The sequence below is a fragment of the Brevundimonas sp. GW821-FHT10A07 genome, from assembly GCF_059415785.1.
Genome location: NZ_JBWKNX010000003.1, coordinates 73,786 through 97,736, shown reverse-complemented (window position 1 = coordinate 97,736; position 23,951 = coordinate 73,786). Strand labels below are relative to the sequence as shown.

Annotated in this window: 13 protein-coding genes and 1 pseudogene; 8 read left to right on the top strand and 6 right to left on the bottom strand. The window is 65.5% G+C overall.

Annotated features, from left to right (window positions below; genetic code table 11):
* Positions 1-254: 254 nt before the first annotated feature.
* Entirely contained in the window at positions 255-3,164 is a 2,910-nt protein-coding gene (locus AC07NC_RS03425; RefSeq protein ID WP_494568586.1) for a TonB-dependent receptor domain-containing protein, read from the bottom strand.
* A 404-nt stretch (positions 3,165-3,568) separates the two neighbouring features.
* Between AC07NC_RS03425 and uvrB the strand changes: the two genes are divergently transcribed.
* The 4 genes and pseudogenes from uvrB to AC07NC_RS03405 all read left to right on the top strand — a co-directional run.
* Positions 3,569-5,908, top strand: a complete 2,340-nt coding sequence (gene uvrB, locus AC07NC_RS03420) for an excinuclease ABC subunit UvrB (protein WP_494568585.1) — start codon at positions 3,569-3,571, stop codon at positions 5,906-5,908.
* A gap of 342 nt (positions 5,909-6,250) precedes the next feature.
* Positions 6,251-7,579, top strand: coding sequence for a DNA cytosine methyltransferase (locus AC07NC_RS03415; RefSeq protein ID WP_291548177.1), 1,329 nt, complete (start codon positions 6,251-6,253; stop codon positions 7,577-7,579).
* Positions 7,572-8,369 (top strand): endonuclease, encoded by a 798-nt coding sequence (locus tag AC07NC_RS03410; protein WP_291548178.1) that lies wholly within the window; start codon positions 7,572-7,574, stop codon positions 8,367-8,369. The genes AC07NC_RS03415 and AC07NC_RS03410 overlap by 8 nt, the downstream gene beginning before the upstream one ends.
* 151 nt (positions 8,370-8,520) lie before the next feature.
* Positions 8,521-8,737, top strand: a pseudogene (locus AC07NC_RS03405) (DUF559 domain-containing protein); the annotation flags it as partial.
* 223 nt (positions 8,738-8,960) lie between these two features.
* Here AC07NC_RS03405 and AC07NC_RS03400 read toward each other — a convergent pair.
* Both AC07NC_RS03400 and lepA read right to left on the bottom strand, forming a co-directional pair.
* A complete protein-coding gene (locus tag AC07NC_RS03400) occupies positions 8,961-9,734 on the bottom strand; it encodes a hypothetical protein (protein ID WP_292149274.1) in 774 nt (257 codons plus the stop codon).
* A 328-nt stretch (positions 9,735-10,062) separates the two neighbouring features.
* A complete protein-coding gene (lepA, locus tag AC07NC_RS03395; protein WP_040349737.1) occupies positions 10,063-11,871 on the bottom strand; it encodes a translation elongation factor 4 in 1,809 nt (602 codons plus the stop codon).
* A gap of 185 nt (positions 11,872-12,056) precedes the next feature.
* Between lepA and AC07NC_RS03390 the strand changes: the two genes are divergently transcribed.
* From AC07NC_RS03390 to AC07NC_RS03380, 3 genes are all read left to right on the top strand, one after another.
* Positions 12,057-13,199 carry an efflux RND transporter periplasmic adaptor subunit gene (locus tag AC07NC_RS03390; protein WP_494568584.1) on the top strand — a complete coding sequence of 381 codons (1,143 nt, stop codon included), beginning with the start codon at positions 12,057-12,059 and terminating at the stop codon, positions 13,197-13,199.
* A gap of 9 nt (positions 13,200-13,208) precedes the next feature.
* Positions 13,209-16,301, top strand: coding sequence for an efflux RND transporter permease subunit (locus AC07NC_RS03385; RefSeq protein ID WP_494568583.1), 3,093 nt, complete (start codon positions 13,209-13,211; stop codon positions 16,299-16,301).
* Positions 16,302-16,391: 90 nt separating this feature from the next.
* Complete coding sequence (locus AC07NC_RS03380) at positions 16,392-17,027, top strand: class I SAM-dependent methyltransferase (RefSeq protein ID WP_494568582.1); 636 nt, start codon at positions 16,392-16,394, stop codon at positions 17,025-17,027.
* A gap of 75 nt (positions 17,028-17,102) precedes the next feature.
* On the opposite strand, the gene AC07NC_RS03375 is transcribed toward AC07NC_RS03380, so the two are convergent.
* The 3 genes from AC07NC_RS03375 to nhaA all read right to left on the bottom strand — a co-directional run bounded on the left by AC07NC_RS03375 (position 17,103) and on the right by nhaA (position 22,222).
* Positions 17,103-17,588 (bottom strand): hypothetical protein, encoded by a 486-nt coding sequence (locus tag AC07NC_RS03375; protein ID WP_494568581.1) that lies wholly within the window; start codon positions 17,586-17,588, stop codon positions 17,103-17,105.
* A 539-nt stretch (positions 17,589-18,127) separates the two neighbouring features.
* On the bottom strand, positions 18,128-20,764 hold the full coding sequence (locus tag AC07NC_RS03370) for a TonB-dependent receptor (protein WP_494568580.1): 2,637 nt from the start codon (positions 20,762-20,764) through the stop codon (positions 18,128-18,130).
* 264 nt (positions 20,765-21,028) lie between these two features.
* Positions 21,029-22,222, bottom strand: coding sequence for a Na+/H+ antiporter NhaA (nhaA, locus tag AC07NC_RS03365; RefSeq protein WP_494568579.1), 1,194 nt, complete (start codon positions 22,220-22,222; stop codon positions 21,029-21,031).
* Positions 22,223-22,438: 216 nt separating this feature from the next.
* Here nhaA and AC07NC_RS03360 point away from each other — a divergent pair, with 216 nt between their 5' ends.
* Positions 22,439-23,896 (top strand): protein adenylyltransferase SelO family protein, encoded by a 1,458-nt coding sequence (locus tag AC07NC_RS03360; protein WP_494568578.1) that lies wholly within the window; start codon positions 22,439-22,441, stop codon positions 23,894-23,896.
* The last annotated feature ends 55 nt before the right edge of the window (positions 23,897-23,951 follow it).

Below are 23,951 nucleotides of genomic sequence, written 5' to 3'. Positions count from 1 at the left end.
AAATTTGACGTCAAATCAGGCCATTCATCGAACGTCATTGCTTGCCAGCTGGCCAAGTTAGAAAATTAATCCGATTAGTGAGACAATGTTGGACTTCTTCTCATCTTCAGCGAGACGGATTCCGGCGTTCATGACAGCGACGAAATTGTTTTCGCCACAATCGAAACGCAAGTTTGTCGGCAGGCGTCGAGATCAACGAAATAAGGGCGACGGACCGTAGGTCCGCCGCCCCATTTGTTTCAGTCTGGTCGTCCTTAGAAGGACTTGGTCAGGTTCACGAAGGCCGTGCGGCCCAGGTAGTCATAGCCCGAGTACAGCGGGGCGTTGCCGACCCGGTTGTACACGCCCGACGAGATGGTCGGCGGGTTGTCGTTGAACAGGTTGCGAACGCCGAGCGTGGCGGTCCAACCATCGGACGCATACTGGACCGAAGTGTTGTGCAGCCAGTAGTCATCGGTCGCGAGGTCGTAGTCCGACGTAGCCGGATCTTCCCCGTAGTAGGCGTAGCTGTCGGCACCCTGGATCCATTCGACACCGTAGCGCACGCGCCACTTGTCCCAAGCGTAGGAGACGTCGGCCGTTCCGGTGAACTCCGGATTGTCGATCATGCCGGTGTAGTCTTCCAGCGGATCTTCGGCGAACAGCTTGTTCGAGATTTCCGTGTACTGGGTGATCGCCAGGTTGAACAACGCCGTGCCGGGGCCGACGTCCTTGCGATAACGGACCGTGTAATCCAGGCCTTTCACATTGTCCGTCGCCAGGTTGACGTAGCTGTCGCGGACCGTGAGGCTGTTGTCCGCCGCATCGCGCGTGACCAGTCGGCAGAAGCCGGCGTCGGCCGCGAAGTCGGCCGGGTTGGAGTCATAGCAGCGGGTCAGGATCTGGGCTGCACCGGTGCGCGACACGCCGTTCTCGACCTCGATCTCGTAATAATCGACGGCGAAGGCCAGATCGCCCCAGCCCGAGGGCAGCGGCGGCTGGACGACTAGGCCGACGGTCATGTTGGTCGAGGTTTCGGCCGCCAGGCCGGCGTCTGCGCCGCCTGCGGTGATCACCGTGACGCTGTTGGTCGACTGGAAGTCGCCCGCCAGGCCTTCGGCCGTGCAGTTGGCGACGCGGTTCGGGTTCACGCCCGGCGCGCCGTAGTTGTTGCAGCGGTCGTTGGTGTTCGACAGGAAGCCGGTGGTGGCGCCGACGAACTGTTCGAACAGCGCCGGGGCGCGGTACGAGGTGCCGTAGGTGCCGCGAACCGTGACCCAGTCGATCGGACGATAGACCAGACCGACCTTGTAGGTCGTGTCGTCGCCGTACGAGTCATAGTCGGTGTAGCGGAACGACCCGTTCAGGGTCAGTTCGCGCACGCCCGGCAGGTCGACCAGGATCGGCGCTTCGATTTCGCCGAACACTTCCTTCACCGAATCCGAGCCGCGCGTGATGGCCGAGGTCGAGAAGTTGTAGGTGTTGCCCAGCTGGCTATCCAGGCCCGGCGTGTCGTCGATTTCGGACTCACGCCATTCGGCGCCGAAGAAGCCCATGACGCGGCCGGCAGGCAGGCTGAACAGCGGGCCGTCGATGCCGATGCTGACCACTTTTTCGGTGAACTCGGTCGTGCCGGTCACCGGACGGAAGACATAGTCGACCCAGTCCTGCGGCAAGGCGCCACGGATGGTCTGGGCGTTCAGGGCGGGTGCGGCGACGCAGCCGGGGTTCGAAGCCAGTTGGGCGCACTGGAACTGGCCGGGCGCCGTTTCCACCACGTCCAGCGACTCGATCATGCGATCGGTCAGGAACTGTTCGCTGGTGTAGGTCGACTTGGACCGCGAATAGCTGACGTAGGCGTCATAGCGCCATTCCGGCAGGAACAGGTCGCCCTTGATGCCGGCGACATAGCGGCCGAAGTCCACTTCCTGTTCGGAATGGTCGTTGCCGAAGCCGATGAAGGCGCGGGCGCCGACATCCTGGCCCTTGTTCAGGCCCTGATCGCCCGAGATCGTGCTGAACGCCAGGCTATCCGGGATCAGCGGGCTGCCCTTGGCGTAGTCCAGCGAGAGCTGGCGATAGCCGGTCTGCGACGACTTGCGCTGGTTGAACAGGGCTTCGCCATAGACCTCGGCGTTGCCCAGGGCGTGAAGGTCATAGCCGACTTCGCCGTACAGGGTGGTGATGTCCACCGGCGAGATCAGCGACTCGTTCAGCATCCGGTCTTCGAAGGTGTCGCGGACGTTGAGGTCGTTGCCGGGGCCGCCCACGCCTTCAAACCCGGGCACGCCGCCGGCGACGCCCGCGTTCGGACGCCAGCGATTGAACACCGTCCCGACGGAACCGGGCGCGCCGACGCCCGCCGTGCCGATGAACGTCCGGGCGCCGCTGGCGCTGGGCGGACCCTCCACGCCCAGGGCGACGGTGTTGATCGTCACGCCGTTCGAGCCGGTCGTGGTGATCGGATAGCATTTCGACTGGCCGGTCAGCGGGTCGATATAGTCCTGGCCGTTGCGGAAGCCGTCGGTCTGGCAGCGCGTGAACTCGCGGTCGCGCAGGGTCAGTTCGTCACGCTCGTAGCGTTCGACCGAACCGGCGGCGCGCCAGCGGTCTGCACGGACGCCCGCCGTCAGCGACAGACGGGTCGAACCGCCCGCGCCATTGGCTTCCAACGGCTCGTTGCGCTGGCCTTCAAAGGTGACGCCTTCGAAGTTGTTGCGGGTCTGGATGTTGACCACGCCGGCGACGGCGTCCGAACCATAGACCGACGAGGCGCCGTCACGCAGCACTTCGACGCGGTCGATGATGGCGGTCGGCAGCACGTTCAGGTCGGCCGCGCCGACCGAACCGCGCGAACCGGCCGGCGAAACGCGACGGCCGTTCAGCAGCACCAGGGTGCGGCTCGGGCTCATGCCGCGCAGGCCGATGGTGTTGGCGCCGGGGCCGCCGTTGGTGACGTAGCCGCCGTACGAGTTGTTGATCTGCGAGGTGCCGCCGGTGACGGCCGTGCTCTGCAGCGCCTCCGTGGTCGAGGCGAAGCCCTGCAGGGTCGCCTCTTCGCGCGTCACGACCTGGGTCGGCGACGGGGCGTTATAGTTGTCACGGCGAATACGGGAGCCGATGACGACGATGTCTTCGACGCTTGCGGACTCATCAGCCTGAGTAACGGTGGCGTCTTGAGCCATCGCGACAGGCGCTGAAAACATGGACAGCGAAGCCGCCACAATTCCGCCGACCACAGTCGACGACAGAAGGTAATTTTTACGAGTACGCATACGCCTCATTCACAAACAGTATTGAACAATACTTAGGGAAACAGCTAGATATCGCGGATATATACCGACGGTATATTAAATACATCCGTTATATGACCTTGTTAGGCACACGTTTTACACTCCGCAACCAAAAAGTCGCATAATTGTACGAAAAATGGAGAAATTGGGCGCGACAGGTCACATGTTGCGGCGTATTGAAGCATTTTACTTCCACATCACGCCGCTTTGTCGCCATTTTTAGGCCTTGAACCGGCCAGTCACCGCCGCAAGCCCCCTCTCTGGCGCCGCCCCTTCCTGCGCACTAAGTTCTGTTCATGAACCGTTCTTCGACGCCGAAGCCCGCCGCCAAACCCGCCAAGCCCGTGCACACGCCTGACCCCGGCGTGCGCGAGGCCGCCGCCGCCTTCAAGCGGGATACGGGCAAGATGCCGATGTTCGCTCCCGTCACCGGCCCGCGCCTGACGCCGGAGGAGCCGGTCGCCGCGCCCGCCGACTGGGTGCCCCACCGCCCCTCGCACGAGGGCAAGAAGAAGGGCGGCCGCTTCCGGCTGGAGACCCAATACACCCCCGCCGGCGACCAGCCCTCCGCCATCGCCGAACTGGTCGCCCAGGCCGAGGCGGGCGACCGCGATCAGGTGCTGCTGGGCGTCACCGGCTCGGGCAAGACCTTCACCATGGCCAAGGTCATCGAACAGACCCAGCGCCCGGCCCTGATCCTGGCCCCCAACAAGACCCTGGCCGCCCAGCTCTATTCCGAGTTCAAGTCATTCTTCCCGGACAACGCCGTCGAATATTTCGTCAGCTACTACGATTACTACCAGCCGGAAGCATATGTACCAAGAACTGATACATATATCGAGAAAGACTCGTCCATAAATGAGCAGATCGACCGGATGCGGCACTCGGCGACGCGGGCGATCCTGGAGCGGGAGGATGTGATCGTCGTCGCCTCCGTCTCCTGCATCTACGGCATCGGGTCGGTGGAGACCTATACGGCCATGACCTTCACCCTGAAGGTCGGGGACCAGATCGACGAGGGGAAGCTGCGGGCCGATCTGATCGCGCTGCAGTACAAGCGCAACGACCTGAACTTCGACCGCGGCATGTTCCGCAAGCGCGGCGACGTCATCGAGATCTTCCCGGTCCACCTTGAGGACCGCGCCTGGCGCATCAGCCTGTTCGGCGACGAACTGGAGGCGATCCAGGAGTTCGACCCCCTGACCGGCAAGAAGACCGCCGACCTGACCGAGATCACCGTCTACGCCGCCAGCCACTATGTGACCCCGCGCCCCACGCTGAACCAGGCCACCCAGGGCATCAAGGCCGAGCTGAAGGAGACGCTGGACTGGATGATCGAGAACGGCAAACTGCTCGAAGCCCAGCGGCTGGAGCAACGCACCCGTTTCGACCTGGAGATGATGGAGGCCACCGGCAGCTGCGCCGGCATCGAGAACTATTCCCGCTGGCTGACCGGCCGCGCCCCCGGCGAGCCCCCGCCCACCTTCTTCGAATACATCCCCGACAACGCCCTGCTGTTCGTGGACGAGAGCCACGTCACCATCGGCCAGATCAACGGCATGTTCCGCGGCGACTACCGCCGCAAATCCACCCTGGCCGAATACGGCTTCCGCCTGCCCTCCTGCATCGACAACCGCCCGCTGAAGTTCGAGGAATGGGAGGCCATGCGCCCCCAGACGGTGCACGTCAGCGCCACCCCCGGCGCCTGGGAGATGGACCAGGCCGGCGGCGTCTTCGTCGAACAGGTCATCCGCCCCACCGGCCTGATCGACCCCCCCGTCGAGATCCGCCCGGTCTCGGGCCAGACCCGCAACCAGGTCGACGACGTCATCGACGAGGTCAAGGCCACCACCCGCGCCGGCTACCGCAGCCTGGTCACCACCCTGACCAAGAAGATGGCCGAGGACCTGACCGAATACATGCATGAACAGGGGATCCGCGTCCGCTACATGCACTCCGACGTCGATACGCTGGAGCGGATCGAGATCCTGCGCAACCTGCGTCTGGGATCCTTCGACTGCCTGATCGGCATCAACCTGCTGCGCGAGGGGCTGGACATCCCCGAGTGCGGCCTGGTCGCCATCCTGGACGCGGACAAGGAGGGCTTCCTGCGCTCCGAGACGTCGCTGATCCAGACCATCGGCCGCGCCGCGCGCAACATCGACGGCCGCGTCATCCTGTACGCCGACCGCATGACCGGCAGTATGGAGCGCGCCATCGCCGAGACCGACCGCCGCCGCGAACGCCAGATGGCCTACAACACCGAACACGGCATCACGCCCGAAAGCGTCAAGCGCGACATCAAGGAGCTGATGGACAGCCCCTATGAGTCCCGCGAAATGGACCGCCTGACCCGCCCCGGCGTCGCCGAAGCCTCCAAACCCTTCGTCGGCTCAAACTTCCAGGCCGCGCTCAAGGACCTGGAAGGCCGCATGCGCGAAGCCGCCTCCAACCTGGAGTTCGAGGAAGCCGGCCGCCTGCGCGACGAGATCAAGCGCATGAAACTGCTGGACCTGGAATTCGCCAACGAGGCCCTGACGGGGGCGGGGGAAGAGGTGGACCGGTCGGCGCCGAAGAAGTGGCGCGCGGAAGCGGCGGCGGAGAAGGCGGAGGCGTTTAGGAAGGGGCGGTTGTAGGGGGCGCTCCCGCTTCCTTCTCCCCTTGCGGGAGAAGGTGGCCGAGCGAAGCGAGGTCGGATGAGGGGTTTTCACCGCTCCTCACGATCCACGCCAAACCGACCCCTCATCCGGCCCTGCGGGCCACCTTCTCCCGCAAGGGGAGAAGGAAGCAGGAGGCTAAGCTTCGGATCAATCTGCGCCTCGTCGTCGCCTAATGATTGCCTCTGTTGCACTGGCTCAACTTCAGGTTTGCGTAACCCGTATGCGCCGCCCCACCGGAAATCGATCTGAAGAACAAAAGGCGATCGACAGCGCCGACAATGGTGTTAAGCTGGCTGAATCACGCTGCAAGGAGCCCCTATGAATCGTCCGATCGGAGTCGATCTGTTCGCCGGAGTTGGCGGGATGAGCCTGGGCTTCGAACAGGCAGGTTTCGACGTCGTCGCAGCGGTGGAAATTGATCCGATCCACGCTGCCGCCCACGCGTTCAACTTCCCAGATGCGGCAGTTATCGCCCGGTCTGTACAAGACCTGACCGGGCAGGATATTCGCAAGCTCGCCAACCTAGGCGACCGCAAGGTCGATGTGGTTTTCGGCGGCGCGCCTTGTCAGGGCTTCTCGATGATCGGCAAGCGCGCACTCGACGACCCAAGGAATGCGCTCGTCCGGGATTTCGTCCGGATCGTCCGCGAGTTGGACGCCTCCTACTTCGTATTCGAGAACGTCAAGGGGATCACGGTCGGTCGTCATCGCGCGTTTCTCGAAGAACTGATCGCCGAGTTCGTCGACGCCGGCTACGCGGTGGAGAAACGTTGGAAGGTTCTCAACGCCGCCCAATATGGTGTTCCGCAAAATCGCGAACGCCTGATCCTGATGGGTGCCAAGAAGGGGCTTCCGCTTCCCCGCTATCCTGAAGCCACGACTCGCCCGGCAGGGTCCAAAACTTCAAAACTGCCGGAAGGACCCAGCTGCAAGGACGCATTGGGCGACCTTCCCGACGCGGAAAAATTCGAACGCCTGATGGCGACGGACAGCGTCGCGACGAGTTCGTGGAGCACGCCAAGCGAATACGCGACCGAGATGCGCTGCAGAACCAGCGACAGCTGGCACTATGGATATGTGCGATGCTGGGAACCGAATGTCCTAACATCCAGCGCACGGACTGAGCACACCGAAATCTCTCGGCGGCGCTTCTCGAATACGGTTCCTGGCGAAGTCGAACCCATCTCTCGCTTCTTCCGCCTTCCGCCGGATGGCGTCTCCAATACCTTGCGAGCAGGCACCGACGCCGCGCGTGGAGCCTTCACCAGCCCTCGGCCTATCCACTACAAGCACGACCGCTGCGTCACCGTTCGCGAGATGGCTCGCCTACACGGTTTCCCAGACTGGTTCCGATTACACGAGACCAAATGGCATGGAGCGAGGCAGGTCGGGAATGCGGTGCCGCCTCCTCTCGCACGCGCGGTAGCCAGTTCGCTGATCGCAGCCATGGACATCGAAGCTCAACGTCCCGAACACTCGGTCAAGCTTGGTGATCCGATGCTGGTCTCGGTCAGCATGAAGGACGCTTCCGCACTGTTCGGCAAGACCTTCACACCTCAGCGGCGCGATCAGAAAAGCGGCGCTCGGAAACGGAAGCAGAGCGAGATAGAAGAGGCGAACACCCTCGCACGGATTTCGCATGGCTAAGGTTCCGCCCCGAGAGAACAGATACAAGCTCCTGATCGAGAAGATATTCTTCGATCATTTCGAGCCGGGAACGACGGCGTTCGAATTTGCGCGCAAGGAAATTGAGACCGTCGCCGCGGCGCTGGACATCAAGCTGCCCAAAAACCTGGGCGACGTCATCTATGCGCTGAGGTATCGAATAGATTACCCAGACAGTATCAAGGCCACTCAGCCCGAAGGCCGGAACTGGATCATCGAAGGGGCCGGTCGAGCCGGATATCGCTTCCGACTTGTCAAAACCCAACGCATCCTGCCACGGCCCGATCTCGTTCGGGTATTGATCCCGGACGCGACACCAGAACTCATCCGCGCCTATGCGCTGGACGACGAACAGGCCCTGTTGGCCATAGTGCGCTACAATCGTCTGATCGACACCTTCCTCGGACTGACGACCTACAGTCTGCAAAACCACCTCCGCACGACGGTCAACGGCATCGGCCAGATCGAGATAGACGAACTCTACGTCGGAATTGACAAGCGAGGCTGTCACTACGTCATTCCGGTTCAGGCGAAGGGCGGCAAGGACCAGATCGGCATCGTCCAGACCACTCAGGACATTCGCTTCGTCGAGCAGAAATTCTCCGGCCTACGCTGTCGGGCCATCTCGGCGCAGTTCATGGAAGAGGGCGTTGTCGCCTTGTTCGAGCTGACACTCCAGGACGACGAAATCCGAATAATCGACGAGCGGCACTATAAGCTGGTGTCCGCAGACCAGATCGATCAGACGGCGATCCGTCGCTACACGGACTAAGATAACGCCTCTTGCCTAGCCGTTCCGACCACCTTCTCCCGCAAGGGGAAAAGGAAGGAGTGCAATCTTGGCGAGCGTTTCGCACAATCTGAATATGGACGACTGGCTGCAATCCCGCGCCAAACAGATGCGCCGCGAGCCCGTCCATTATGAGCGGCGGCTGTGGGGGCTGTTGCGGGATCGGCGGCTGGCGGGGCTGAAGTTTCGGCGTCAGATGGTGATCGGGCGCTATATCGTCGACTTCGTCTGTCTGAGGCATCGGCTGATCGTCGAGGCGGACGGGCCGCAGCATGACGACCGGATCGAGGACGCCGAGCGGGACGCCTGGCTGCGCGAACAGGGGTTCCGGGTGCTGCGGTTTGCGAATGGGATGATCGGGAACCAGCGGGAAGCGGTGCTGTCGGCCATTGTGGCGGCGACGGAGGAAGGCCTGACGCGCGATTAAGGCGTCCTTCTCCCCTTGCGGGAGAAGGTGGCAGCCGAAGGCTGACGGATGAGGGGTTTCACCGGCCCTGACGGTTCACGCCGAACCGACCCCTCATCCGGCCCTGCGGGCCACCTTCTCCCGCAAGGGGAGAAGGAAGACGCCGCTCACAACCCGTCCAGTGTCTTGTCCCAGTCCTTCGCGGACATGACCTTGCCGCAGCAGTCGATGACCATATCGACCCCGGTGCGGATGCGTCGGTCGCTTTCCGTCTCGGCGACCGGCTCCATCCCGGCCGCCTTCAGCTGGTCCTCCAGGGCGGCGACCCGACGGTCCAGCGCCGCGCGCCGGTGCAGCTGGGCGTGCCGAAACTCCTGGTTCTTCTGACCCAGGGTCTGCTGCTGGGTCCAGTAGGCTTCTTTCAGCGCCAGATGGGTGTCGGCGGCGCCGGGGCGGATGGCCAATCGGTCGCTCGCCGCCAGAGGGTTCATCAATATGTCGTACACCAGTTGCAGCGGCGCGTTCTCGACCGTCATGGCCCCGTGCGCCGTCTCGCCCCGCGCCTCCAGCTTGCGATAGGTGGCGGCCAGCCCCGCCAGGGCGCGCGCCTCCAACAGCCGGCCGGCGCGCATGGCCCGGCCCGAGGCCTGGGCGGCGGCCTCGGCCAGGACGGCCGGGTCCCCGCCGGCCGCATCGTCGGATGATACGTCGAACAGGCTCGGCGGCGGGGGCGGCGGATCGACCGGCTCGGCCGGAGCGTGCAGATAGCGGGACCAGCCGTCGCGCGTGGCGCGGGCGCGCAGGGCGTGGGCGGTCACGTCATATTTGGCCGCGACCTCTTCGGCGCCCAGTCCGGCCAGATAGTCCTGGCGCACCTTGTCCCAGACTTCGGCGGGTTGAATCTTGTATTTGCGTCTTTCCATGCCGCCAGTATGGGCCATGGAGATGCTCAGGCTGGAAAGTCGATGATTTTCGGGGTTAAGCGCCTGAAATCACACAAATCGATATGTCAGTTCAAACCCGCCAGCGCTCCTAATTCCTCTCCCTCCCCGTTCCGGGGAGGGGGGTCGAGCCGGAGGCGAGACCGGGTGGGAACGGCAGGGCTGGAAAGACCCTCTCCCGCTTGCGGGAGAGGTGGCCCGGCGTTCGGCGCAGCCGAACCAGGGTCGGAGAGGGAAGTCTTCTTAAAGAAGCAAAACTCCCCCCATCGTCAGGCGTGTCGCTACGCGCCACGACCTGACACTTCCCCCGCAAGCGGGGGAAGGTCTTTTAGTCCTCGTCCATCTTCAGGGCGGCGATGAAGGCTTCCTGCGGGATTTCGACCTTGCCGAACTGACGCATCTTCTTCTTGCCGGCCTTCTGCTTCTCCAGCAGCTTCTTCTTCCGCGTGGCGTCGCCGCCGTAGCATTTGGACGTCACGTCCTTGCGCAGCGCCCTGACAGTCTCGCGGGCGATGATCTTGCCGCCGATGGCCGCCTGGATCGGGATGACGAACAGGTGGGGCGGGATCAGTTCCTTCATCTTCTCGACCATGCCCCGGCCGCGCGTCTCGGCGCGGGCGCGGTGGACCAGCATGGACAGGGCGTCCACCGGCTCGGCGTTGACCAGGATGTTCATCTTCACCAGGTCGCCGACCTTGTATTCGGTGATCTCGTAGTCGAACGAGGCATAGCCCTTCGAGATCGACTTCAGCCGGTCGTAGAAGTCGAACACCACCTCGTTCAGCGGCAGCTCATAGACCACCATGGCGCGGGCGCCGACGTAGGACAGTTCGATCTGCTGGCCGCGGCGGTCCTGGCACAGCTTGATGACGCTGCCGAGGTATTCGTCGGGGGTCAGGATGGTGGCCTTGATCCAGGGCTCGGAAATGGTCTCGATCTGCATCACGTCGGGCAGGTCGGCCGGGTTGTGCAGGTCGATCTCGGAGCCGTCGCGCAGGCCGATCTTGTAGACCACCGAGGGGGCGGTCGCGATCAGGTCCAGGTTGAACTCGCGGCTCAGCCGTTCCTGGATGATCTCGAGGTGCAGCAGGCCCAGGAAGCCGCAGCGGAAGCCGAAGCCCAGGGCGGCGCTGGATTCCATCTCGTAGGTGAATGACGCATCATTCAGCCGCAGCTTGCCGATGGCGGCGCGCAGGTCCTCGAAGTCGGCGGCGTCGACCGGGAACAGGCCGCAGAAGACCACCGACTGGACCTCCTTGAACCCCTTCAGCGGTTCGGCGGTCGGCTTCTTCTCGTCGGTGATGGTGTCGCCGACGGCGGCGTGGGCGACTTCCTTGATCTGGGCGGTGATGAAGCCGACCTCGCCGGGGCCCAGCTGGTCCACCGGGGTGTTCTTGGGCAGGAAGACGCCGACGCGGTCGATCAGGTGGGTCGAGCCGTTGCGCATCATCTTGACCCGCATGCCGGTCTTCAGCACCCCGTCGAAGACGCGGACCAGGACGACGACGCCGAGGTAGGGGTCGTACCAGGCGTCGACCAGCATGGCCTTCAGCGGGGCGTCGGGGTCGCCCTTGGGGGCAGGGAGTTTGGTGACGATGGCTTCGAGGACATCCTCGATGCCGATGCCGGACTTGGCGCTGCACAGCACGGCCTCGGAGGCGTCGATGCCGATGACGTCCTCGATCTGGGCCCGGACCCGCTCGGGCTCGGCGGCCGGCAGATCGACCTTGTTCAGGACGGGGACGATCTCGTGGTTGTTATCAATGGCCTGATAGACGTTGGCCAGCGTCTGCGCCTCGACCCCCTGCGACGCATCCACGACCAGCAGCGACCCCTCGCACGCCGCCAGGCTGCGCGAGACCTCATAGGCGAAGTCCACGTGCCCCGGCGTGTCCATCAGGTTCAGGACATAGTCCTGCCCGTCCTTGGCGCGGTAGTTCAGGCGCACCGTCTGCGCCTTGATCGTAATGCCCCGCTCCTTCTCGATATCCATATTGTCGAGCACCTGCTCGGACATCTCGCGCGCGGTCAGGCCGCCGGTGAACTGGATCAGTCGGTCGGACAGGGTGGATTTGCCGTGGTCGATGTGCGCGACCACGCTGAAGTTCCGAATGTTCGAGATAGGGGGAGTCGTCATCCGCGCGGCCCTATCACGCGTAGAGGTCCGGGACCAGCGGGCGCGGCGATCCGCGCCCGCTGGCCGTGCTAGATTAAGGCTTTGCAACAATATGTATCCGCGTTTGAGAACGGCTCGCGGACGCGGTATGGGTCGCGCCTCCCGATAACCGGCGCGAGCCGGGGCCTGCAACCGAGGAACTCCCCGTGTCCAAGACGACCCGAAACGCTCTCAACCTCGGCGCCATGGCCCTGTCGGCCTTCCTGCTGGCCAGTTGCGGCGGACATGGCGATGAGAAGACCGAGGAGAAGGCCGCCGGCGGCTCGCGCCAGACCGTCACCGCCGCCACCGTGACCCTGACCAATCTGCGGCGCACCGTCACCGCCTCGGGCACCGTCTCGGCCTGGGAGGAAGTGCCGGTCGCGGCCGAGACCGGCGGCCTGACCGCCGTCGCCGTCTATGTCGATGAGGGCTCCTACGTGCGTCAGGGCCAGGTCCTGGTGCAGATGAACGACGTCCTGCTTCGCGCCCAACTGCGCCAGCAGCAGGCCCAGGTGCAGCTGGGCGAGGCCAATGTGGCGCGCGACGACGCGGCGCTGGAGCGGGCGCAGCAGCTGAAGGCGCGCGGCTTCCTGTCTCAGGCCTCGCTGGACACCGCCCTGGCCAATCAGCGCGCGTCGAACGCCAATCTGGCCGCCGCCCGCGCCACCCTGGCCCAGACCCAGACCCATCTGGCCCAGGCCACCATCCGCGCCCCCGTCGCCGGCCTGATCATCAGCCGCAGCGTGACCAAGGGCCAGATCATCTCGGCCGGGACCGAACTGTTCCGCATGGTCCGCGACGGCCGGCTGGAGCTGGACGCCCAGGTGCCCGAGACCGAGCTGGCCCAGGTCCGCGCCGGCCAGTCGGCGACCGTGACCTCCAGCGAGGCGGGAACCACCGCGGGCACGGTCCGGATCGTCACGCCCGAGGTCAACGCCAGCACCCGCCTGGGCCTGGCCCGCATCTCGCTGTCGCCCGGCGCCCAGCTGCGGCCGGGCATGTTCGCCCGCGCCGACATCGACGTCGGCGACCAGCCCGCCACCACCGTGCCCACCGGCGCGGTCCTGTATCGCGACAACAAGCCGGGGGTCTTCACCCTGGTCGCCGACGGCCGGGTTCACTTCCAGCCGGTCGTCATCCTGTCGCGGACCGACACCCAGACGGCCGTCACCGGCGTCAATGTCGGCGCCCAGGTCATCGTCAGCGGCGCGGGCTTCCTGAACGAGGGCGACCGCGTCAACGTCGCCCAGGCCCCCGGCGGCGCCCGTTCTGCTGGCCCCGCCGCCGCCCAGCCCGCGGCCAAGTAGGACCGACCCATGAACCAGATCTCGTCCTGGGCGATCAAGAACCCGATTCCGATCATCCTGCTGTTCCTGCTGCTGACCCTCGGCGGCGTGGTCGGCTTCATGGGGATGCGGATCAACTCCAACCCCGACATCGACTTCCCGCTGGTCAATGTCACCGCCGCCCGCCCCGGCTCCGCCCCGGCGGAAATGGAGGTCCAGGTCACGCGGCTGATCGAGGACTCGCTGGCCGGCCTGTCGGGCGTGCGCCACATCACCTCGAACATCAGCGACGGCGTCTCGACGACGGTGATCGAGTTCGAACTGGGCACGGACACCGACCGGGCCACCAACGACGTGCGCAACGCCATGACCGGCCTGCGCGCCAGCCTGCCCCAGGACATGCAGGAGCCGGGGGTCCAGCGCATCGACATCACCGGCGACGCCCTGATCACCTATGTGGTCCGCTCGCCGACCATGACGCCGGAACAGATCAGCTGGTTCATCGACAACGAGATGAGCCGCGCCCTGCTGGCCCTGGGCGGCGTGGGCCAGGTCAACCGCTCGGGCGGCGTGGACCGCGAAATGCGGGTCGAGCTGGATCCGCAGCGGCTGGCCGCCTATGGCGTCACGGCGGCCGAGGTCAGCCAGGCCCTGACCAACGTCAACAACAACCTGCCCGGCGGCCGCGTCACCATCGCCGGGTCCGAGCGCGCCGTCCGCACCCTGGGCGCCGCCACCTCGGTGGCGCAGCTGCGCGAGACCCTGGTGCCGCTGGGCGAGGGCAAGACCGTGCGCCTGGATAATCTGGGCACGGTCGAGGACAAGTGGAGCGAACCGCGCCGCCTGGCCCGCTACAACGGCCAGGAGGCCGTCACCTTCAACTTCCTGCGCTCGCGCACCGCGTCCGAGGTCAAGGTCGCCGAAAAGGTCCGCGAAGAGGTCAAGAAGATCGACGAGGCCCATCCCGAGCTGACCATCAGCCAGGTCACGGCCAGCGTCGAGGAGATCGAAGAGAGCTATCTGGCCTCGCTGGAGGCCCTGCTGCTGGGCGCCGTCCTGGCCGTCATCATCGTCTTCATCTTCCTGCGCGACTGGCGCGCCACCCTGATCGCGGCGACGGCCATGCCGATGTCGCTGATCCCGACCTTCGCCATCCTGGGCCCGCTGGACCAGTCGCTGAACGTCGTCACCCTGCTGGCCCTGTCCCTGACCATCGGCATTCTGGTCGACGACGCCATCGTGGAGATCGAGAACATCGTCCGCCACATGCGCGACGGCAAACCGCCCTATGACGCCTCGCTGGAGGCGGCGGACGAGATCGGTCTGGCGGTCGTGGCCACCACCGCCACCATCATCGCCGTCTTCGCGCCGGTCGGCTTCATGCCCGGCATCATCGGCCAGTTCTTCAAGGCCTTCGCGCTTGCGGCCTGTGTCTCCGTGGCCTTCTCGCTGCTGGTGGCGCGGACCCTGACGCCGCTGATGGCGGCCTTCATCCTGAAACACTCCCACCACGAGGATCGCGACCCGTTCTGGATGGGCGGCTATCTGAAGGCCCTGCACTGGTGCCTGGGCAACCGCTGGAAGGTCTTCATCATCGGCATCCTGTTCCTGGTCGGGTCGATCGCGACCTCGATCGTGGCCAAGATGTCGTTCGAGTTCATGTCGCCCGGCGACACGGCGCGCGCGGCCTTCCAGGTGGAACTGCCGCCGGGCTCGACCCTGCGCCAGACCGACGCCGTGGTGCAGCAGATCACCCGCAAGCTGGAGGCCCGCCCCGAGGTCACCTCGGTCTATGCCGCCGTCGGCGGCCAGGACGTGACCCAGGCCAATATCTACGCCGACATGGTGCCCAAGGGCGACCGCGAGCTGAGCCAGCAGGCCTTCGCGCGGGTCATGGTCGACGAGATGAAACAGATCCCCGGCGCCCGCATCCGCGCCGGCATAAGCCAGCAGGGCGGCGGTCCCGGCGACGGCACCACCTACACCTTCTCGATCCTGAGCGACGATCCCGTCGCCCTGAACGCCGCGGCGCGCAAGGTGGAGGAAGAGATGCGCGGCGTGTCGGGTCTGGCCAATGTCGTCAACTCGGCCGCCATCGCGCGTCCCGAAATCCTGGTCACGCCGCGTCCGGACGAGGCCGCCCTGGCGGGCGTGTCGGCCGGCGCCATCTCCCAGGCGGTGCGGGTCGCCACCATCGGCGACGTCGACCAGAACCTGCCCAAGTACAATCTGGGCGACCGCCAGGTCCCGATCCGGCTGCAGCTGACCGAAGCGGCGCGCGAGGACCTGAGCGTGCTGGAGAACCTGCGGGTGCCGGCGACGGGCGGGGCTTCGGTGCCGCTGAGCGCCGTCGCCGACATCCAGTTCGGCGCCGGTCCGGCCACCGTCACCCGTCAGGACCGGTCGCGCATCGCCTCGATCAGCGCCGAACTGGACGGCATCACCACCGGCGCGGCGAGCGTGGCGGTCAACCGCCTGCCCTCGGTCCAGAACCTGCCCGCCGGCGTGCGGCAGGTGCCGGCCGGCGACGAGGAGTTCATCCAGGAGATGCTGACCGGCTTCGGCATCGCCTTCGCCTCGGGCATTCTGCTGATGTATGCGGTGCTGACCCTGCTGTTCAAAAGCTTCGCCTATCCGATCACCATCATGGCGGCCCTGCCCCTGGCCATCGGCGGCGCCTTCATCGCCCTGGCCATCGGCGGCGCCAACTTCTCCATGTCGGCCCTGATCGGGGTGCTGATGCTGATGGGGATCGCGGCCAAGAACTCCATCCTGCTGGTCGACTATGTCATCATGGCCGAAAAGGACGGGATGCCGCGCCGTGAGGCCATCATGGACGCCGCGCACAAGCGCGCGCGCCCCATCCTGATGACCACCTTCGCCATGGGCGCCGGCATGGTGCCGATCGCCATGGGCATCGGGGCCGACGTGCAGTTCCGCTCGCCCATGGCCATCGCCGTGCTGGGCGGGCTGATCTCCTCGACCTTCCTGTCCCTGCTCTACATCCCCGCCATCTTCACCATCGTCGACGACGTGGCCCAGTGGGCGCGGCGCATCCTGCGCCGGTCGACGGCGGGGCAGCGGGAACTGGCGAAACCGCGGCAGGCGCCGTTGGTGGAGTGAGGTCGATCGGCTTTGCGGACCCTCATTGGGTCCGCAAAGGGTGGATTGGGGTCATCGCCCCAGGGAGCAATCAAAGCGTAAACGTCGAGCATGGAAGCGCTTGGGACCACATCGTCCGATCACGCCGCCCGCGATCAGGCGACGCTTGGCTTTTACGCCGATGCGTCGCCAGTGTACGTAGCCAGCGGACCGGGCGGCGCAAGCCGACACTTGGACGCATTTCTTCGGCTTCTCGCGCCAGGAGCTCGCATTCTTGAACTCGGTTGCGGCGGCGGTCGAGATAGCGAAGAAATGCTGGCCCGAGGCTTCAAACTCGACGCCACCGATGGCGTCCCAGAGATCGCCCGCAAGGCTGAAGAGCGAATAGGTCGCCCGGTCCGAGTGATGCGGTTCGATGAACTCGATGCGGTGGATGAGTACGACGGCGTCTGGGCGCATGCCAGCCTGCTGCACGTCCCCCGTCCTGCGCTTCCGGGCGTTCTGGCTCTCGTATTTCGCGCCTTGAAGCCTGGTGGAACCCATTTCGCCAATTTCAAAGGTGGCGGCTGCGAAGGGCGTGACGCCTTCGGGCGCTACTTCAACTATCTAACGGCTGACGAAGTCCGCGCCGCCTATGGGCGCTCGGCCGAATGGGACATTCAATCCCTCACTGAATATTTGGGCGGCGGTTATGATGGCGTCCAAGGCCCATGGGTCGGCATCACGGCACGCAAACCAGTCAAGTGACCGCCGCTCTAAGGTGTGGCTACGGCCCGTCCGTAAGCAGACTTTCCGAATGACCGCAACGGGTGGGAAGCGGACCTAGAGTGCATCGTATCGCCAAGCCGTGGCGCCCGTTTGATCCAGGACTCCGAACGCGACAAGACGACCATCATGAAAAGTTGCGAAATCGCCTGCAGCGTCGCCGGGCACGTCGGATACAATGACAGTCTCAGCATCGAGCCGACGGACATAGCCACCTGCAACTAGGCGGGTCTCGGCAGGCTCTTGTTCATCCGTTTTGCAAATGGCGATGAGCTTGGACCAGTGGCATTGAAAAGCTCCTGTATCCTCGAAAGTCATTGGCTCGACTAAAACAGCGTGTCCCGGTTCAGGCGGGCCATCGAAGGTAAGGCTGGCGTCGTGAGCGGGAAGCGGCTGCTCCATGATCACCGTAGCGATGACTTGCCCCTTTTCGTCGCGAGCGACAAACCGTTGCTGTTCACTCATGGGCTCGCCGGAGCCTCCGCTCAAGACCAGCGTTGCGGCGACAAACAGCCCAGCAGGCAGCAGATTGAACAACGTCATCTAGACATATGAGCGAACGCATTGAATGTCCGCAACGGGTGGGGAGCGGACGTTCAGCCTTTCACCCGGCAGGGGTGGTCTGGATTGTCGCGGATAAAACCCTCTACCTCCTTCAGCCGCTCTGGATAGGGCACCGCCTCCCTCCAGCCTTCATGGTTGATGAAGCGATACCCGGCACTCCACAACGAGCTAACCTTATTCCACTGCTCCTTGTCGGTCTTCCTCGGCGCTTTGAAAGCGCGACCCATCCAGTGCAACGGATCTCCACATTCCGGGCACTTTGCGTTGGAGCGCTCAGCGAGCTTCCAAGACTTGCGGCACGCAAAACAAGCATGGGGCCAGTGGCACGGGGCAGACATAGGACGAGTATGTCGGCCGTAGAGAATGTCCGCAACGGGTCGAAAGCCGAACTAGGGGCCACGTCTGAGACCAGACATTCCCGCCCTCCCGCCATCACCCAAGAAAAAGGCCCGACCGGTTTCCCGGACGGGCCTTCGTCGTTCCGCCCTGTCAGCCCTGGGGCCGCGGCGGCTGGACGATCAGTATTTGACCTTCAGCGTCACGCCCCAGGTGCGCGGGGCGCCCAGGTAGGCGTTGTAGGTCGCCGTGTCGGTGGCGGGGTTGTAGTAGGTGCCGTTCGCCTGGGGCGTGGTGGTGTTGGTGAAGGCCGTGCCCTGCAGCGGAGCGGCGAAGCCGACCTGGGTGTATTCTTCCTGCAGCAGGTTCTGGCCCCAGACATCGATGGTCCAGCGTTCGTCTTCCGAACCTATGGTGATGCGGCCGTTGACGACGGTGAAGGCCTCCTGGTCCTTGTACGGCAGCAGGTCCGAACCGGTGTTGTAGTCGGTCGAATATTTGGCCGACAGGTTGAAGCCGCCGCGCAGGCCGCCGCCCAGCGAGCGGTCGAAGGCCAGGGCGCCGGTCAGCGACCATTCCGGAGCGAACGAGGCGCGGGCGCCCGGCAGCAGGGACAGGGCGGGGAAGCGCGCCGGGTTCGACAGGTCGGCGGCGGTGAAGTCGTTGTATTTGGCGTCCGTATAGGTGACGCCGCCCTGGAACATCAGGCCCTCGACCGGGGTGAACCAGACCATGTCGGCGTCAACGCCGCGCGAGGTCAGTTCCGGGATGGATTCCACCACGAAGGCGGTGCCCAGGAAGGTGTTGAGCTGGAAGTTCTCGAACTTCTGATCGAAGTAGGTGAGGTTCAGCAGCATCGAGCGGTTGAACAGGGTCGTCTTCACCCCCAGTTCGTAGCTGTCCACCGTCTCGGCGTCGAAGAACAGCGAGGCGTCCGGCGTCACCCCCGTCTGCACCCGGTCCATGTTGTAGCCCGCGCCCTTGTAGCCCCGCGCATAGGAGGCGTAGGCCATGACGGCGTCGTTGAACCGGTAGGAGCCCTTGAACGTGCCGCTGATGTCGGTGTCGCTGAACTTCTCCTGGATCCGGCGATTGTCATAGAGCGGGTTCGACCAGGGCAGGCACAGCAGGCCCACAGCCGCGGCCGGGGTCCCCACATTGACGGTGCCGGGGATGGCCGACGGCGCGCGGTTGGCCGGATTCTGGTTCGCCAGGGCGCCGCCGCAGGCCGCGCCATTGCTTCCCAGATTGTCCTGAACCCCCAGCAGACGCTTGCTGTCATAGGTGTAGCGCAGGCCCAGGTTCAGGTCGAAGGCCTCGGTCACCCGCCAGGTGTTGTTGGTGAACAGGGCCACCGATTCCGACCGCTGGGAATAGTGGTCCTCATAGGCCTTGCCCGCCGCGAAGGTCGGGGCGGCGGCGCTGGGCGCCACGGCGCCGACGACGCAGAGCGGGGTGTTCGGCGCGGCGGCGGTGACCAGGAAGCCCTGCGGATTGGTGAAACAGCCCAGGCGGCTGGGGCTCGGTCCCCCCACGGCGGCCGGCAGGGTCGCCGTCAGCAGGAAGGAGGCGAAGCCGTTGTAGTCCGCGCCGTAGGAATAGGAGTCGTCGCGATAGACGCCTTCCTTGGTGGCGAACAGGCCGACCAGCCAGTCGAACTTGTCCGTCGCGCCGGCCAGACGGAATTCCTGGGTCAGGTTGTCGACGCCGTAGCCGTTGGACCCGTCATTCTCGCGGTGAAGGATGTCGGCGCCCGTATAGTCCAGGTCCATCCCCTGCTGGAACGACCAGTCGCGCCACGAGGTCTGCGACGTCAGGGTGGCGTTCAGGCTGGGCAGGTCGATGGTGGCTTCCGCCGACAGGCCCATGTCCTCGATCTCTTGAGGCGTCTCGCGGTTCGAATAGGCGGTGCGGCTGAAGGGCACCGTGCCGAAGCCGGCGACGGGCGGCCGCTGGCCGGGGCCGTTGGGCGCGGCCAGGGCGGCGATGAAGGCCTGGGTCGGGCCGACGCGGGTCTGAACCGCCGAGCAGCAGAATTCGTCGCGCTTGGTGTAGTCGGCGATCAGGCGGATCGACACCTCGTCGCTGGGCAGGATCAGCAGCTGGCCGCGACCGGTCCAGTAGTCCTGGGTGTTGTCCTCGGTCAGGGTGCGCGGGCCGTCGCCGACGTTGACGTCATAGAAGCCGTCGCGCTCGCGATGCGCCACGAAGATGCGGCCGGCGATGATGTCGCTGAGCGGGCCGGTCGCCGAGACCGAGCCGCCCATGGCGCCGTAGTTGCCGGCGGTCAGTTCGGCCGAAACCGACGGGTCGAACGACGGGCGTTCGGTGATGATGTTGATGACCCCGGCCGAGGTGTTCTTGCCGAACAGGGTCCCCTGCGGTCCCTTCAGCACCTCGATGCGGCTCAGTTCGCCCAGGTCGCCGAAGCCGACCGAGTTGCGCGAGCGATAGACGCCGTCGATCACGACGCCGACCGAGGATTCCAGACCGGGGTTGTCGCCGACGGTGCCGGCGCCGCGGATACGGACCGTGGTCGAGGCTTCGGACTGGGTCGAGGTCACGGTCATGCCCGGCGTCAGGATCTGCAGATCCTTGATGTCCTGCACCCCGGCGCCGTCCAGCACTTCCTGCGACAGGGTCGTGACCACGATCGGCACGTCCTGCAGGCTCTGTTCGCGCTTCTGGGCGGTGACGATGATGTCGTCCACGCTGGTGGGCGCCTCCTGGGCGGCGGCGATCCCGGCGAAGCCGAACACGGCGGCGCCGACGACGGCGGCGGACACGGTGGTCCGGAGATAGCGGTTAGTGTGGCGCATGAAAGCGTCCTCCCGGCTCTGAAGCCCGGTCACGCGGAGCGAGACCGCAGCGTTTCCTAGTTCCCAATCGACGCGCCTCTGCGTGGAGACGCGTTCAGTACCGCAGAGGCTAAGCCCGCTTGGGCGTGAGCTACAAGCGAGCGTTGTTACCCGCGACGATTTTTCGCCGCAGTTCGACCTTCCTGTGACAAGGAAGAGACAGAAAACGCTTACGCTAGGTCAGTTTTTGCACCGCAGTCGCGGCTTTCGCGGCGAAATCGGGGGCTATTCGCCCCTGACCTTCGACCGGGTCCGGCCCGCCAGACCCAGCACGACAGCCGCCGCCACGGCCGACAGGATCGAGCCGCCGATGACGCCCAGCTTGACCTCGACCTGTTCGGGCGAATCGACCGCGCCGGGGAAGGCCAGGACGCCGATGAACAGGCTCATCGTGAAGCCCACGCCGCACAGCAGCGACACCCCATAGACCTGCAGCCAGGTGGCGTCGGTCGGCCGGGCGCCGATCCTCAGGGCCGAGGCCAGCCAGGCCATGCCCAGCACGCCGATCTGCTTGCCGAAGAACAGGCCCAGGGCGATGGCGACGACCAGGGGCGCAAAGGCCTGGTCCATCGTCAGGCCGGCGAAGGAGACCCCGGCCTTGGCGAAGGCGAACAGCGGCAGGACCAGGAAGGCGTTCCACGGATGCAGGTCGTGCATCGCCTCCTTCAGCGGGCTCTGGTGATCCTCCTTGCGCGCCGCGATCGGCACGATCATGGCGAAGGCCACGGCGGTCAGAGAGGTGCTCAGCCCCGACAGGACCGTCAGATACCAGACGGCCGCAAAGCCCAGCACCCAGAAGGGCGTCGGGATCCGGATCCGGTGCGCCACCAGGCCGCCCACGGCGATCAGGCCCAGGGCCCAGAACAGCGGCGCCCAGTTGGCCCCCTCGCTGAACAGGACCGCGATCAGGGCGATGGCCCCCAGGTCGTCGACGATGGCCAGGGTCAGCAGGAAGACCCGCAGCGACGACGGCAGGCCCTTGCCGACGAAGCCGAAGATGGCCAGGGCGAAGGCGATGTCGGTGGCCAGAGGAATGGGCCAGCCCGCATGGGGCGCCCCCATCGTCGCCGACAGCAGCAGATAGACGGCGGCCGGCCCGGCCATGCCGCCCAGGGCCGCCAGCACCGGCGTCGCCAGCTTGCGCGGGTCGCTCAGTTCGCCGCGCACGATCTCGTATTTGATCTCCAGCCCCACGACGAGGAAGAAGATCGCCATCAGGCCTTCCTTGATCCAGTCGGAGATCGACTCCTCCAGCCGGATCGGACCGATCTGAAGCACATGATAGCTCTTCAGCCAGGTGAAATAGTCCGCCGACCAGGGCGAGTTGGCCACCAGCACCGCCGCGATGGCCGCCAGGGCCAGGGCCGAGCCGGACGCGGCCTCGGTCTTGAGGAAGTCGAGAGTCAGTTTGCGCGCCACGGCGGCCTCCGATCGAAAGGATGAGCTGTCGTGACGCCAGGTTATCGACGGGCGTCGGACCGGGTTCGCCGCTTCATCGTGTGAAGACGGCGCCGGCCTGGCCGCAAGCGCAGCCTGATGTCTGCCCACAAGAATACGGCATGGGCCCAGAGGTTCAACCGAAACCGTCACCATAGGCGACTTGCGAAACAGATGCGGCGGTCGCACCTAGCCCCCATGCCCCCCTCCCCCGCCTATCGCCCCGAAGCGCGCGTCTTCGATCTGGGCCCCGATTTCGCCGACGCCGTCCAGGCGGCCGATTTTCCCCAGGCCGTGCTGCGGTTCCGCAACGACCGCGCCGCTGCGGATGTGGGGCTGGAGGGGCTGAGCGACGCCGAATGGATCGCCGCCTTCGGCCGGTTCGCGCCCCTGCCGGGTCAGCCCGGCCCCCTGGCCATGCGCTATCACGGGCACCAGTTCCGCCAGTACAATCCCGACCTGGGCGATGGGCGCGGCTTCCTGGCGGCGCAGATGCGCGAAACGCCGCGCGCTCAAGCAACGAGCGACCGCGTCGGGAGTGATAGCGCCCCAGGTCGACTTCTCGACCTGGGAACAAAAGGCTCGGGTCAGACGCCCTGGTCGCGCGGCGGCGATGGGCGGCTGACGCTGAAGGGCGGGATGCGCGAGGTGCTGGCGGCCGCGATGCTGGAGGCCCAGGGCGTCCCCACCAGCCGGGCCTTCTCCCTGATCGAGACCGGCGAGGCGCTGGAGCGGGGGGACGAGCCGTCGCCGACCCGCTCAGCCGTGCTGGTGCGCCTATCGCATTCGCATATCCGCTTCGGCACCTTCCAGCGCGCCGCCTATCTGGCTCACGCCGATCAGATCGAGACCCTGATCGAACACGTCCGCACTCTTTATCACCCGACGGTCGCCGCCGGGGACGCGCCCGGCCTGCTGCGCGCCGTCGTCGAGGCCTCGGCCCGACTGACCGCCCGCTGGATCGCGGCCGGCTTCGTCCATGGCGTGCTGAACACCGACAATCTGAACGTCACGGGCGAGAGTTTCGACTATGGCCCCTGGCGCTTCCTGCCCGAATACGACCCGGCCTTCACCGCCGCCTATTTCGACCAGACCGGCCTCTACGCCTTCGCGCGCCAGCCCGAGGCGGTGTTCTGGAACCTGACCCAACTGGCCGGCTGTCTGAAACTGGTGGCCGGGGCCGAGCCCCTGACCGACGCCCTGAACAGCTTCGGCCCCGCCTATATCCGCGAACTGCGCGCCGCCTTCCTGATGCGGCTGGGCGTGCTCAGCCTGGGGGAGGCGGCGGACCAGAGGCTGGTCGATGCGACCCTGGCCCTGTTGCGGGAGGGCGGCGAGGCCCTGCGGTGGGAGCCCCTGTTCTTCGACTGGTTCGGCGGCTTCGCCTCCTCGGCCCGCGCCCTGTCGGGGCCGCGCGCCAGACTGTACCAGGGCGAGGCCTTCGACGTCTTCCGCTTCGCCCTGATGGAACATGAGCCCGACCGGATCGAACGGCTGGAGCATCCCATGTTCGCCGCCCGCGAGCCGGAGGAGATGCTGATCGACGAGGTCGAGACGATCTGGGCCGCTATCGACGCCGCCGACGACTGGGGGCCGTTCCAGGCCAAGCTGGCGCGGCTGGAGGCGGCCCGCGCCGCCTGGGGTTTCACCGCCTGAGCCGAACCTTACGAAAGCTTCATCTCGTTTATCGATAATGTTCTTGCCCGTTTAT

Excerpts from the sequence above, each read along its gene's own strand:
- AC07NC_RS03425 (WP_494568586.1), bottom strand. The coding sequence starts at position 3,164 with ATGGCTCAAGACGCCACCGTTACTCAGGCTGATGAGTCCGCAAGCGTC.
- uvrB (WP_494568585.1), top strand. The coding sequence starts at position 3,569 with ATGAACCGTTCTTCGACGCCGAAGCCCGCCGCCAAACCCGCCAAGCCC.
- AC07NC_RS03415 (WP_291548177.1), top strand. The coding sequence starts at position 6,251 with ATGAATCGTCCGATCGGAGTCGATCTGTTCGCCGGAGTTGGCGGGATG.
- AC07NC_RS03410 (WP_291548178.1), top strand. The coding sequence starts at position 7,572 with ATGGCTAAGGTTCCGCCCCGAGAGAACAGATACAAGCTCCTGATCGAG.
- AC07NC_RS03400 (WP_292149274.1), bottom strand. The coding sequence starts at position 9,734 with ATGGCCCATACTGGCGGCATGGAAAGACGCAAATACAAGATTCAACCC.
- lepA (WP_040349737.1), bottom strand. The coding sequence starts at position 11,871 with ATGACGACTCCCCCTATCTCGAACATTCGGAACTTCAGCGTGGTCGCG.
- AC07NC_RS03385 (WP_494568583.1), top strand. The coding sequence starts at position 13,209 with ATGAACCAGATCTCGTCCTGGGCGATCAAGAACCCGATTCCGATCATC.
- AC07NC_RS03380 (WP_494568582.1), top strand. The coding sequence starts at position 16,392 with ATGGAAGCGCTTGGGACCACATCGTCCGATCACGCCGCCCGCGATCAG.
- AC07NC_RS03375 (WP_494568581.1), bottom strand. The coding sequence starts at position 17,588 with ATGACGTTGTTCAATCTGCTGCCTGCTGGGCTGTTTGTCGCCGCAACG.
- AC07NC_RS03370 (WP_494568580.1), bottom strand. The coding sequence starts at position 20,764 with ATGCGCCACACTAACCGCTATCTCCGGACCACCGTGTCCGCCGCCGTC.
- AC07NC_RS03360 (WP_494568578.1), top strand. The coding sequence starts at position 22,439 with ATGCCCCCCTCCCCCGCCTATCGCCCCGAAGCGCGCGTCTTCGATCTG.